Raw genomic sequence first — 12854 nt, forward strand, 5'->3', positions numbered from 1 at the left:
TCAGATCACTCCGTTCGTCTTGAGCAGGCGCACTTCCTCGTCGCCGAGGCCGAGTTCGCCGACGTAGACCTCTTCGTTGTGCTCGCCGAGCAGGGGTGAACTGGTCACCTCGACGGGGGAGTCGGACAGCTTGAGCGGGCTGCCGACGGTCACGAAGTCGCCGCGCTCGGGGTGCGGCACGGTGACGACCATCTCGTTGGCGACGAGCGAACGGTCCTCGATGATCTCCCGGGTGGACAGGATCGGCCCGCACGGGATGTTGTGCGCGTTGAGCCGCTCCAACACCTCCCACTTGGGCAGTGTCGAGGACCACTCCTCGATCAGCTGGAACATCTTGCCGAGCTTGGGCAGCCGCGCCTCGGGCGTCGCCCACTCGGGATCGTCGGCCAGCTCCGGCCGGCCGATGAGCTCGCTGAGCGGCTGCCAGCCGACGGGCTGCACGATGACGTACACGTAGTCGTTCGGGCCGCCCGGCGCGCACTTGACCGCCCAGCCGGGCTGGCCGCCGCCGGACGCGTTCCCGGACCTGGGAACCTCGTCGCCGAAGTCCTCGTTGGGATATTCAGCGAGCGGCCCGTGTGCCAGACGCTGCTGATCCCGCAGCTTCACCCGGCACAGGTTGAGTACGGCGTGCTGCATGGCCACGTTGACCCGCTGCCCGCGCCCGGTGCGCTCCCGTTGGTAGAGCGCGGCGAGGATGCCCGCCACGGCGTGCACACCCGTCCCCGAGTCCCCGATCTGGGCCCCCGTCGCCAGCGGCGGCCCGTCCTCGAAGCCGGTGGTCGCCATCGACCCGCCCATGGCCTGCGCGACGACCTCGTACGCCTTGAAGTTGGTGTAGGGGCCCTCACCGAACCCCTTGATGGAGGCATAGACGATCCGTGGATTGATCTCCTGGATGCGGTCCCAGGTGAAGCCCATCCGGTCCACCGCGCCCGGGCCGAAGTTCTCGACCATGACGTCGGAGCGCCGGATCAGCTCGGTGAGGATCTCCTTGCCGCGTTCGGTCTTGGTGTTGAGGGTGATGCTCCGCTTGTTGCAGTTGAGCATCGTGAAGTAGAGGGAGTCGACGTCCGGGAGGTCACGCAGCTGCTTGCGCGTGATGTCGCCGGTCGGAGCCTCCAGCTTGACGACGTCCGCGCCGAGCCAGGCGAGCAGCTGGGTCGCCGACGGCCCGGACTGGACGTGGGTCATGTCCAGGACGCGGATGCCTTCGAGGGCCTTGGTGGAGGTAGCAGTCATCGCGGGCACCTCACTTGTACATGGTCTGGTTCATGGTTCCGGGGGCGTACGCGTCGGGGTCGACCCAGACGTTGATGAGCGACGGCTTGCCGGACTCGCGGGCGCGCAGCAGGGCCGGGCCGATGTCGGCGGGGTCGCGGACCTCCTCGCCGTGGCCGCCGAGCATGCGGGCGAACTCGTCGTAGCGGACGTCGCCGAGGGTGTTGCCGATCCGCTCGCGGTCCTTGCCGTACTTGGCGGCCTGGCCGTAGCGGATCTGGTTCATGGAGGAGTTGTTGCCGACGATGCCGACGAACGGGAGGTTGTAGCGGACGAGAGTCTCGAAGTCCCAGCCGGTGAGGGAGAACGCGCCGTCGCCGAAGAGCGCGACGACCTCCTTGTCGGGCCGCGCCTGCTTGGCCGCGAGCACGAAGGGGACACCGACGCCGAGCGTGCCGAGGGGACCCGGGTCCATCCAGTGCCCGGGCGACTTGGGCTGCACGACCTGGCCGGAGAAGGTGACGATGTCGCCGCCGTCGCCGATGTAGATGGAGTCCTCGGTGAGGAAGTCGTTGATCTCGCTGACCAGACGGTAGGGGTGGATGGGCGAGGCGTCCGACTTCAGGTTGGGCAGCCGCTTCTCCAGCGCGGTCTGCTCGGCCGCCCGCAGCTCGTCCAGCCACTCCTTGCGCTTGGACGCACCGCCGTTGATGCGCCCGGAGGCCGCCTCGGTCACCGACTTCAGCACCAGCCCGGCGTCTCCCACGATGCCGAGGTCGATGTCGCGGTTCTTGCCGACCGTGCGGTAGTCGAGGTCGATCTGCACGACGGTCGCGTCCGGGGACAGGCGCTTGCCGTAGCCCATGCGGAAGTCGAAGGGCGTGCCGACGATGACGATGACGTCGGCGCCTGAAAAGGCGTACCGCCGGGAGAGCTGGAAGTGGTGCGGGTCGCCGGGCGGGAGGGTGCCGCGTCCCGCGCCGTTCATGTAGGCGGGGATGTTGAGGGTCCTGACGAGCTCGATGGCCGCCTCGGTGCCCCGGGTCGTCCAGACCTGGCTGCCGAGCAGGACGGCGGGCTTCTCGGCGTGCACCAGCAGGTCGGCGAGCTTCTCGATGGCCTCGGGGTCGCCGGCCGAGCGGGTCGAGGCGCGATAGGCGCCTTCCTGCGGCACGCGCGCCTTGGACGCGGGCACCTTGGCGTCCAGCACGTCGCGCGGGATCTCCAGGAAGGAGGGCCCGGGCGCGCCGTGGAAGCACTCGCGGAATGCCATGGACACCATGTCCGCGGCGCGGGCCGTGTCGGGCACGGTCGCCGAGAACTTGGTGATGGGGTTCATCATGTCGACGTGCGGCAGGTCCTGCAGAGACCCCATCTTGTGCTGGGTGAGGGCCCCCTGACCGCCGATCAGCAGCATCGGGGACTCCGCGCGGAAGGCGTTGGCCACACCGGTGACGGCGTCGGTCGTGCCCGGGCCCGCGGTGACCACCGCGCAGCCGGGCTTGCCGGTGATGCGGGCGTAACCGTCGGCGGCGTGGGCGGCGACCTGCTCGTGGCGTACGTCGACGACCTCGATGCCCTCGTCGACGCAGCCGTCGTAGATGTCGATGATGTGGCCGCCGCACAGCGTGTAGATGCGGTCGACCCCCTCGGCCTTCAGCGCCTTGGCTACGAGATGACCACCGGAAATCAAGTCCTGGGTGTCGTCGGGCATGGCGAAGTCCTGTCCCTTCGTAGGGGGTTGGAGCGGCTCGCGGTACATTGCATACAGTCGACGAATACTGTATGAAGCTTGTTATCCCGCATCCGGTGGGTGGTGTCCAGGGGGCGTGCGGCATTTTCAGTCAGGAGCCGAAATGGACCTGTACGAACACCAGGCAAGAGAACTCTTCGAAGAACACGGCATCTTGGTGCCACGAGCCGAGGTGACCGACTCGCCCAGGACGGCGCGCGAGATCGCGCGTCGGCTCGGCGGCCGGGTCGTGGTGAAAGCCCAGGTGAAGACCGGTGGGCGCGGCAAGGCCGGCGGTGTGAGGATCGCCGCCGACCCGGCCGCCGCCGAGCTGACCGCACGTCAGATCCTTGGCATGGACATCAAGGGACACACGGTCGGCACGGTCATGCTGGCCCAACCGGTGGACATCGAGGCCGAGTTCTACGTGTCCTACGTACTCGACCGCGCGGCGGGCCGCTTCCTCGCGATCGCCTCCGCGGAAGGCGGCATGGAGATCGAGGAGGTCGCCGCCACCCGTCCCGAGGCCGTGGCGCGTGTCCCCATCGACCCCGCCGAGGGAGTCACCACCGCGAAGGCGGGCGAGATCGCCGAGGCGGCCGGGCTGCCGCAGCAGGCCGTGGACGTCCTCGTACGGCTGTGGGAGGTCCTGGTCCGCGAGGACGCCCTGCTCGTCGAAGTCAATCCCCTGGTGCGCACGAAGGAGGGCCGGATCTTGGCCCTCGACGGCAAGGTCACTCTTGACGACAACGCCCGTTTCCGTCAGGCACGCTGGGGCGCGGACGACGCGGAACACGACGACGCGCTGGAGGCGGCCGCCGCCGCGAAGGGCCTCAACTACGTCAAGCTGGACGGCGAGGTCGGCATCATCGGCAACGGCGCCGGTCTCGTCATGTCGACCCTGGACGTGGTCGCGGGATGCGGCGCGCGACCGGCCAACTTCCTCGACATCGGTGGCGGAGCTAGCGCCCGGGTCATGGCGGACGGCTTGTCGGTCATCCTCTCCGACCCGGCCGTGAAATCCGTCTTCGTCAACGTCTTCGGCGGGATCACCGCCTGCGACGCGGTCGCCGACGGCATCGTGCAGGCCCTGGAATCCGTGCGGTTGACCAAGCCGCTGGTCGTCCGGCTGGACGGCAACAACGCGGCCCGGGGCCGGGCCATCCTCGACGAGCACGCGCATCCGCTGGTCCAGCAGGTCACCACCATGGACGGCGCCGCCGCCCGTGCCGCCGAACTCGCCACCACGGCCTGAGGAGAGGGAACGCCATGGCCATCTACCTCACCAAGGAGAGCAAGGTCCTCGTCCAGGGCATGACCGGCGGCGAGGGCATGAAGCACACCCGGCGCATGCTCGCGGCCGGCACGAACGTCGTCGGCGGCGTCAACCCGCGCAAGGCCGGCCGCACCGTCGACTTCGACGACCGAGCCGTGCCGGTCTTCGGCTCCGTCGCCGACGGCATGCGCGCCACCGGAGCGGACGTCACCGTCGTCTTCGTCCCGCCCTCCTTCGCCAAGGCGGCCGTCGTCGAAGCCGCCGACGCCGGCATCGGCCTCGCCGTCGTCATCACCGAGGGCATCCCCGTCCACGACTCCGTCGCCTTCACCGCGTACGCCAAGGACAAGGGCACCCGCATCGTCGGCCCCAACTGCCCGGGCCTCATCACGCCCGGCCAGTCCAACGCGGGCATCATCCCGTCCGACATCACCAAGCCGGGCCGCATCGGCCTGGTCTCCAAGTCGGGCACGCTGACCTACCAGCTCATGTACGAGCTGCGCGACATCGGCTTCTCCACCTGCGTCGGCATCGGCGGCGACCCCGTCGTCGGCACCACGCACATCGACTGCCTCGCCGCCTTCCAGGACGACCCCGACACCGAACTGATCGTCCTCATCGGCGAGATCGGCGGCGACGCGGAGGAGCGCGCGGCGGCCTACATCCGCGAGCACGTCACCAAGCCCGTCGTCGGCTACATCGCCGGATTCACCGCGCCCGAGGGCAAGACGATGGGGCACGCGGGGGCGATCGTGTCCGGCTCCTCCGGCACGGCCGCCGCGAAGAAGGAGGCTTTGGAGGCGGTCGGAGTGAGCGTGGGCAGCACGCCGACCGAGACGGCGAAGCTGGTGCTCGCGCGACTCGAGCGCTGACGGCCGCTCCACCGTCGCGCTCACGCGGCGCGTAGGCCGCCGGCCGGTCCACGATCGCGCTCACGCGACGGAGGGCTGGTACCGCCGAGCTTGCGCGGCGCGTAGGCCGCCGGCCGGTCCACGATCGCCCTCGGGCGACGGAGGGCTGGTACCGCCGAGCTCGCGCGGCGCGTGGGCCGCCGGCCGGTCCACGATCGCGCTCACGCGACGGAGGGCTGGTACCGCCGAGCTTGCGCGGCGCGTAGGCCGCCGGCCGGTCCACGATCGCCCTCGGGCGACGGAGGGCTGGTACCGCCGAGCTTGCGCGGCGCGTGGGCCGCCGGCCGGTCCACGAGCGCGCTCACGCGACGGAGGGCTGGTACCGCCGAGCTTGCGCGGCGCGTAGGCCGCCGGCCGGTCCACGATCGCCCTCGGGCGACGGAGGGCTGGTACCGCCGAGCTCGCGCGGCGCGTGGGCCGCCGGCCGGTCCACGATCGCGCTCACGCGACGCCAAGGCCGACACCTGGCCCACCACCGCCCTTCCCCGCCCCCGACTGTGCACCGAGAGCGGAGCAATCCCATGGCACCCACCCTCACCCTCAAGACCGGCACGTCCTGGCCCGACGCGTGGCAGCGCTGCCTCGCTGTCGCTCCCGAGGCCTTCCGTGACGACCGGGTCCTCAACCTCTGGAACGGCGCTTGGCAGGAGGACGGACGGGTCCTGCCCGCCGTCAGCCCGGTCGACGGCAGCCCTGTCGCAGGCCCGCCCCGCCTGGACGGAACCACCGCCCACCGGGCCGTGTGCGCCGCACTCGACCAGCACCGCGCCTGGCGGCACCTCCCCCTGGAGGAGCGCAGGGCCCGGGTCGCGGCCACCCTCGACGCCCTCACCGAACACCGCACGCTGCTCGCCCTCCTGCTCGTCTGGGAGATCGGCAAGCCCTGGCGCCTCGCACAGGCGGACGTCGACCGGGCCATCGACGGGGTCCGCTGGTACGTCGACGGCGTCGAACCGATGCTCGCCGGCCGCTCCCCGCTGGACGGCCCGGTGTCCAACATCGCCAGCTGGAACTACCCGATGAGCGTGCTCGTTCACGCAATGCTGGTCCAGGCACTGGCAGGCAACGCGGTCATCGCCAAGACCCCGACCGACGGCGGTGTCGCCTGCCTGACCCTGGCCTGTGCCCTCGCCGCCCGCGAGGGAGTTCCCGTGACCCTCGTCAGCGGCAGCGGAGGCCAGCTGTCCGAGGCGCTGGTGCGAGCGCCCGAGATCGGCTGCGTCTCCTTCGTCGGCGGCCGCGACACCGGCGCAGCCGTGGCCACAGCCGTCGCCGACCTCGGCAAACGACACGTACTCGAACAGGAGGGACTCAACACCTGGGGCTTTTGGAACCACTCGGACTGGGACACCTTCGCCGCGGTGATCCCCAAGCTCTTCGACTACGGCAAGCAGCGCTGCACGGCGTACCCGCGCTTCGTCGTCCAGCGGCACCTGTTCGACGCGTTCCTGGCGGCGTACCTCCCGGCGGTGCGCACACTCAGGGTCGGGCATCCGCTCGCCGTGGAGCAGTCTGACGACCCGTATCCGGAGCTGGACTTCGGGCCGGTGATCAACGCGGCCAAGGCGAAGGAGCTGCAGGACCAGGTCGCCGTGGCGATCGAACGCGGCGCCGTGCCGCTGCACCGGGCCACGCCCGACGACGCCCGCTTTCTGCCCGGCCAGGACACCTCCGCCTACGTCCAGCCGGTCACGCTCCTCAACCCGCCCTCGTCCTCTCCACTGCACCACGCGGAGCCTTTCGGCCCGGTCGACACGATCGTCCTGGTCGATACCGAGGCGGAGCTGCTGGCCGCGATGAACGCCTCCAACGGCGCGCTGGTCGCCACGCTGTCCACCGACGACCGGGCGACGTACGAGCGGCTCGCCCCGCACATCCGCGCGTTCAAGGTCGGCCACGGCACGCCCCGCTCCCGGGGCGATCGCGACGAACTGTTCGGCGGGCTCGGCGCGTCCTGGCGCGGCGCGTTCGTCGGCGGCGACCTGCTCGTGCGGGCGGTGACACGAGGACCGCAGGGGGAGCGGCTGCCGGGCAACTTCCCGGAGTACCAGCTGCTGCCCTGACCCAGGGGGGCGCGTCCGACGCCGGTCCCCGCGGGGTTCGCGATGAGGGGGCCGGCGTCGGACGCCGAAGCGCTGCGACGGCCGGCAGGGGGCCTGCATGTGGGTGCGGCCCGACGTGGCGCGGCCCGGCGCTTCGAGAGGTCGTTCAGCCGATGCCCTGCCGGTCCGGGCGCAGGGCGAAGTCCCGGTCCGGCGGAGTCGCCGCGGCGCGATCGACCGCCTGCCGGAGCAGTTCGCGATGGCGCAGCAGCGGCTCGCGGCGCTCCGGCGGCGCGAGCAGGAGCAGGTCGTCGAGACCGGCCAGCATGCGCCGGGAGATCTGCGGGCTGCCGATGGCGCACCCCCGTGTCTCGGTGAACCCGAGGTCCACCAGCTCGGTCCAGCCGGGTACGGGCTGCACCAGCCGCACCGCACCGGCCCGGTCCCGGTGCAGGGCGGCGTCCAGCGGGCGCCGGCTCAGTGCGGCCAGGAACTGGACGACGCGGTCCAGCGCCTGGACGGCGGTCGTCGGATCGTTGATCGCGGGGGACAGGGCGCGCAGTGCGATGTCGGACAACTGCCGCAGTCCGAAACCGAGATCCTGGTGGTAGGTCCGCTCCACTCCCACCGAGATCGCGTAGCGCAGCGCCCTGCGCGGCGGGACCGGCCCGCCGTGCACCGCCAGTACGGGCATCCCGGGTACCACGAAGTCCCCGATCCGCGGGAGCAGCCGCAGCACGACCCCGTGTTTGCGCGCCACCCGCACCAAGCGTGCGATGTGCACGTCCCGCAGCACTCCCGCCCGGCCCTCGTGCGGCACCCACGCGGTCTCGCCGCCGAGGCCCGCAGTGTCCTGCCCGCCCACCGGCACGGGCATCGACGCGACCACCCGGAACGACTCCGAGGCGATCCGCGCGATCACATGGCTGATCCGCATCAGCCGCAGGGTGGCGTTCACGTACAGCACGAAGAGCAGGAGGCTCAGGGCGACCATGCAGAGGGTGAGGACCGACTGCACCAGAGGCACCGTCGTGACGGCCCGGGGATCGTCGACGGTGTCGAAGCTCGTCAGGACCAGCAGGGTCAGCACGAAGGTCGACAGGAAGACCGCGAAGGTCGCCTTGGTGATCCGGCTGCGCACGAAGAGCCGCACCACGCGCGGGGTGAACTGCCCGCTCGCCATCTGCACGGCCACCAGCGAGATGCTGAAGACCACACCGATGAAGGTCATCATCGCCGAGCCGACCGCGCTCACCACGGCCTTCGCGTCCTCCGCGAACCGCAGCAGCTCGCCGAGCGTCTCGTAGTCACGGTCCTGCTGGAGCGCGTCGACGATGGTGGTGTCGAGCGCCTCCGCACCGAGCCAGACCACGAAGACACCGACCATCGCCGCGGTGGGGGCGAACCAGAACGTGTCCCGCAGATGCTCCCTGAGCGGCGACAGCGCACGCGGGCGACGCCCGGGCGAAGGGCTCTGCGTAACCATCCAGTCACTCATGGTGTGACCCTAGAGGGATCGGTGCGCGAGGTCCCGGACCCCCGCCAGGCGCACGGAAACGCAGGTGAAAGGCACTCCGAAAGCTTGGTATGGTTGTCCATGTCGCCGCGGGGAACACCCCTGGCACGGCGGCGGGCACCTGGTCCGGGTGGCGGAATGGCAGACGCGCTAGCTTGAGGTGCTAGTGCCCTTTATCGGGCGTGGGGGTTCAAGTCCCCCCTCGGACACAGACCAGCTCGGGCGGGTCGAGATCTTCTCGACCCGCCCGAGCTGTTGTGCGTCAGGCGAGCTGTTGTGCATCACCCTCATCGCCGGGGATCAGCGTCGGTAGCCCCGCAGCTTGCGGTAGAGCGTCGCCCGGCCGATCCCCAGCGCCGCCGCCGCGCGGGCCTTGTTGCCCCCGTGGCGGCGCAGCGCCTCCAGGATCGCGGCCCGCTCGGCATGCTCCATCGGGCTGAGCGGACGAGCGGCCGGTCCTTCCCGGACGGCGTCCGGCAGCTCCGCCCGGCGGACCGGCCCGGACATCCTCCGGTGCTCGGCGAGGGCCCGTACGACATGGGCCAGCTCGGTGACGTTGCCGGGCCACGGGTACCGCTCCAGCGCATGCAGGGCGTCCAGGGTCCAGGTCAGCGGCGGTTGCCCGGGCGCCGGGCGGGGAGTGAGGGCCGGCAGGAGCTCCCGTATGTCCTCGGCGCGTTCCCGTAGCGGCGGCAGGGTCACCGAGCGGGCGGACAGTTTGTCCAGCAGGCGCTGCAGGCAGGGGCCGGCGGGCGCGCCGGGTGTGTAGGTGACCAGCAGCCGGATGTCCGGGTGCTGGTCGAGCAGGGAGTTGAGCGCCGCCACGCCGGGCTGCGCCAGGCGCTCGGCGTGCCGGAGCAGGAGGGGGCGCCCGGAGCGCCACGCGGGCAGGGCCTGGTCGAGGCCGGTGTCCCGCGCCGCGTCGGCGACCTGGACGGGGCCCGGCCCGAACAGCTCCCGTGCCAGGGCGGACTTGCCCGTACCGCGCTCACCGGTGAGCAGCAGGGGCTTCCGGGACCGGGCCAGTTCGACGGCATGTCCGATGGTGTGCCGCCAGGGGACCGAGGAGCCGGTCAGGGTGACCGGCGGGGACGAGACCGAGGCCGAGGCCCTGGGCGCCGGATCCTCGAGCGGTTCCAGGGCGGCCACGATCCCGATGGTCCTGCCGTCCTGACGCACCGGAGTGACGCGCGCGGTGCACCCGGCTCCCTCCGGCAACTCCGCGAAGCCCGTGACGTCCGTGTCCCGCGCGCCGGCCGCCGTACGCTCCAGCACCCCGAGCACCTCGGGTGTCAGCAGCCGCTGCGCCGCCTCGCTGACCAGCCGGTTGCGGCCGTCGAGTGCCGCCACGGCCCGGTCCGGTCCCCGCGCCGCCCGCACATAGGCGTCCAGCAGCACCCGCTCGTCCCACCCCGCACGTACCCGCAGCTCCGTCTCGATCGCCGCGACCGTCGCCTCGGCGAAGGCCGCCTGCGGGTGCGGCGCTCCCGCGGTACACAGCCGTGTCACGACGGACACGGTGCCCAGCACCTGCCCGCTCTCCGGCCCGAGCACCGGGACGCTGACCGCGGACACGTCCTGCCACCGGTCGAGGAAGTGCTCGGGGCCGTGCACCTCGGCCCGGCTCCGGACCCGCACGGCGAGCGCCGCACTGTTGTTGCCGACCTCCTGCTCCGACAGGACGGGGCACGCGCCGTACCCCGGTACGCTGCCCGCCGTCCACAGCACGCGCAGCCGCTCGTCGGTCAGCACCAGCAGCGCCCCGTCCGCGCCCAGCACCGGGACGATCCGGTCGAGCACCGGCCGGGCGGCGCCGAGCAGCGCCGGCTCCACGGCGAGCGGGGGGCGGGTCGCCGGCTCCGCCAAGTCGTGCGGCACACCGAAGAACCGCGCTCGCCGCCACGCCGCGACGACGTCCTCCGGCACGCCCCGGGGCAGCGGACGCCCCGACAGGAACCGCTCGCGGGCGAGGCGCAGGGAGGGCCGGGCGGTGGCTGCGGGGGAGGGGTCGGTGGTGGTCACGGCACGACCCACCGTAACGGGTTCGGTTTAACAGGAAACAACTGCGGGTCCCGACGTCGCTCTTCGCCGGCTCCGCGGAGTCTCTTCACCAGGTCCTCGATGCCGCCCTTGGTCGGCTCCAGGGTCACTTCACGAGAGACCCGATGCCGCTCTTCACCGGCTCCGCGGAGTCAGTCTCTTCACGAGGAACCCGACGCCGCCCTGGCCGGCTCCGCGGAGTCTTTCACCAGGGACCCGACGCCGCCCCTCGTCTACGACGCGGTGTCTCGTAATGAGACACCCGCGCCCCGCCGGAGCGCCCCATGATCATGCACGTTCTTCATCCGCCGCCCAACCCCCCTTCGCAGGAGCGCCGCATGGCCACCGCCGTCGAGACCGACGTCCTGATCGTGGGCAGCGGCCCGGCCGGTGCCTCGGCCGCGCTGGCCCTGAGCACCTACGGCGTCCCCAACATCGTGGTGACCCGCTGTGCGAGCCTTGCCGACACACCACGGGCACACATCACCAACCAGCGCACCATGGAAGTGCTGCGCGACCTCGGCGTCGAGCAGGAGGTCGTCGCCCAGGCCACCCCGCAGCACCTGATGGGCAACACGACGTTCTGCACCAGCCTCGCGGGCGAGGAACTGGGCCGGGTGCGCTCCTGGGGCAACGACCCCCTCGTGCAGGCCGAACACGAACTCGCCAGCCCCACCCGCATGTGCGACATGCCGCAGCACCTCATGGAGCCGGTCCTCGTGAACGCGGCCGTCGCCCGCGGCACCCGGCTCCGCTTCGAGAACGAGTACCTCTCCCACACCCAGGACCCCGACGGCGTCACCGCCACCGTCCGCGACCGGCTGCGCGGGGACACGTACGAGATCCGCGCCAAGTACCTGATCGGCGCCGACGGCGGACGGTCGAAGGTCGCCGCGGACGCCGGGCTGCCGATGGGCGGCCGGATGGGCGTGGCCGGCAGCATCAACATCGTCTTCGAGGCGGACCTGAGCAAGTACACCGCCCACCGCCCGTCCACCCTCTACTGGGTCCTCGCCCCCGGCGCGACGGTCGGCGGCATCGGCGCGGGCCTGGTGCGCTGCGTGCGCCCCTGGAACGAGTGGCTGATCGTCTGGGGCTACGACGTGAGCGCCGGCGCCCCCGACCTGACGACCGAGTACGCCGAGTCGATCGTCCGGAAGCTCGTCGGCGACGACGACATCCCCGTGACCGTCACGTCGTCCTCGGCGTGGACCGTCAACGAGATGTACGCCGAGACGTATGCCGACGGCCGGGTTTTCTGCGCCGGTGATGCCGTCCACCGGCATCCGCCGTCCAACGGCCTCGGCTCCAACACCTCGATCCAGGACGCCTACAACCTCGCCTGGAAGCTCAAGCTGGTCCTCGACGGCACCGCCCACCCCCGGCTGCTCGACAGCTACACCGCCGAACGCGCCCCGGTCGGACGCCAGATCGTCACCCGCGCCAACCGGTCCATCCGCGAGACCGCCCCGGTCTTCGAGGCGCTGGACGGCCTCGCCCCGCAGACCCCCGAGCGGCTCTGGGCCAACATCGCCGCCCGCAAGGACGCCACCGAGGCCGCCGAGAAGCAACGGGCGAAGCTGCGGGAGGCGATCGCCTTCAAGGTCTACGAGTTCAACGCACACGGCGTCGACCTCAACCAGCGTTACCCCGCGGAGAACTCCGCCGCGATCGTCCCGGACGGCACGCCCGACCCCGGCTTCACCCGCGACCCCGAACTGCACCACCAGCCGTCCACCCGGCCCGGCGCCCGGCTCCCGCACGCCTGGATCACCCGCGGCACCCGCATGCTCTCCACCCTCGACACCGTCGGCCGGGGCCGTTTCACCCTGCTGACCGGCATCGGGGGCGAGGACTGGGTGCGGGCGGCCTCGGCCCAGGACATCGAGATCGCCACCGTGGTGATCGGTCCCGGCCAGGAGTACGAGGATCCCTACGGCGACTGGGCACGCCTGCGCGAGACCTCCGACGCGGGCGCCCTCCTCGTCCGCCCGGACGGTTTCGTCGCCTTCCGGCACGCCGCCGCCGCTGCGGACGCCGGGGAACTGCTCGCGGACGCGCTACGGCAGATCCTCGGGCACGGGTGAGCGCGTCCTCGGGCACGGGTGAGCGCGCC

At 71.6% G+C, this 12854-nt stretch carries 8 protein-coding genes and 1 tRNA gene; 5 read left to right on the forward strand and 4 right to left on the reverse strand.

Annotated elements, in window-relative coordinates; translation table 11 throughout:
• Both frc and FDO69_RS18865 read right to left on the reverse strand, forming a co-directional pair.
• Positions 1-1242 (reverse strand): formyl-CoA transferase, encoded by a 1242-nt coding sequence (gene frc, locus FDO69_RS18860; RefSeq protein WP_104781106.1) that lies wholly within the window; start codon positions 1240-1242, stop codon positions 1-3.
• Positions 1243-1252: 10 nt separating this feature from the next.
• A complete protein-coding gene (locus FDO69_RS18865) occupies positions 1253-2935 on the reverse strand; it encodes a thiamine pyrophosphate-binding protein (protein WP_104781004.1) in 1683 nt (560 codons plus the stop codon).
• Positions 2936-3077: 142 nt separating this feature from the next.
• Here FDO69_RS18865 and sucC point away from each other — a divergent pair, with 142 nt between their 5' ends.
• From sucC to FDO69_RS18880, 3 genes are all read left to right on the forward strand, one after another.
• A complete protein-coding gene (gene sucC / locus FDO69_RS18870) occupies positions 3078-4208 on the forward strand; it encodes an ADP-forming succinate--CoA ligase subunit beta (protein ID WP_104781005.1) in 1131 nt (376 codons plus the stop codon).
• Positions 4209-4222: 14 nt separating this feature from the next.
• Positions 4223-5101: a succinate--CoA ligase subunit alpha gene (sucD, locus tag FDO69_RS18875; RefSeq protein WP_104781006.1), complete on the forward strand. Its 879-nt coding sequence runs from the start codon at positions 4223-4225 to the stop codon at positions 5099-5101.
• A 560-nt stretch (positions 5102-5661) separates the two neighbouring features.
• The gene (locus tag FDO69_RS18880; protein WP_104781007.1) at positions 5662-7203 is read left to right on the forward strand and encodes an aldehyde dehydrogenase family protein; all 1542 of its coding nucleotides are present in this window, start codon (positions 5662-5664) and stop codon (positions 7201-7203) included.
• Between the two features lie 145 nt (positions 7204-7348).
• Here FDO69_RS18880 and FDO69_RS18885 read toward each other — a convergent pair whose 3' ends face one another.
• Positions 7349-8680, reverse strand: coding sequence for a DUF2254 domain-containing protein (locus FDO69_RS18885; RefSeq protein WP_104781008.1), 1332 nt, complete (start codon positions 8678-8680; stop codon positions 7349-7351).
• Between the two features lie 142 nt (positions 8681-8822).
• Here FDO69_RS18885 and FDO69_RS18890 point away from each other — a divergent pair.
• Positions 8823-8907, forward strand: a tRNA-Leu gene (locus FDO69_RS18890).
• Positions 8908-8998: 91 nt separating this feature from the next.
• Here the strand turns inward: FDO69_RS18890 and FDO69_RS18895 are convergent.
• Entirely contained in the window at positions 8999-10720 is a 1722-nt protein-coding gene (locus FDO69_RS18895; protein WP_104781009.1) for a sigma-54-dependent Fis family transcriptional regulator, read from the reverse strand.
• Between the two features lie 356 nt (positions 10721-11076).
• On the opposite strand from FDO69_RS18895, the gene FDO69_RS18900 reads away from it, so the two are divergent.
• Positions 11077-12825, forward strand: coding sequence for an FAD-dependent oxidoreductase (locus tag FDO69_RS18900; RefSeq protein WP_104781010.1), 1749 nt, complete (start codon positions 11077-11079; stop codon positions 12823-12825).
• Positions 12826-12854: the final 29 nt, after the last annotated feature.

This window comes from Streptomyces tibetensis (assembly GCF_007655005.1).
Classification (GTDB): Bacteria; Actinomycetota; Actinomycetes; order Streptomycetales; family Streptomycetaceae; genus Streptomyces; species Streptomyces tibetensis.

Bases quoted from the DNA above. Each gene is read 5' to 3' on its own strand.
- FDO69_RS18885 (WP_104781008.1), bottom strand. From the start codon at position 8,680: ATGAGTGACTGGATGGTTACGCAGAGCCCTTCGCCCGGGCGTCGCCCG.
- frc (WP_104781106.1), bottom strand. From the start codon at position 1,242: ATGACTGCTACCTCCACCAAGGCCCTCGAAGGCATCCGCGTCCTGGAC.
- sucC (WP_104781005.1), top strand. From the start codon at position 3,078: ATGGACCTGTACGAACACCAGGCAAGAGAACTCTTCGAAGAACACGGC.
- FDO69_RS18865 (WP_104781004.1), bottom strand. From the start codon at position 2,935: ATGCCCGACGACACCCAGGACTTGATTTCCGGTGGTCATCTCGTAGCC.
- FDO69_RS18900 (WP_104781010.1), top strand. From the start codon at position 11,077: ATGGCCACCGCCGTCGAGACCGACGTCCTGATCGTGGGCAGCGGCCCG.
- sucD (WP_104781006.1), top strand. From the start codon at position 4,223: ATGGCCATCTACCTCACCAAGGAGAGCAAGGTCCTCGTCCAGGGCATG.
- FDO69_RS18880 (WP_104781007.1), top strand. From the start codon at position 5,662: ATGGCACCCACCCTCACCCTCAAGACCGGCACGTCCTGGCCCGACGCG.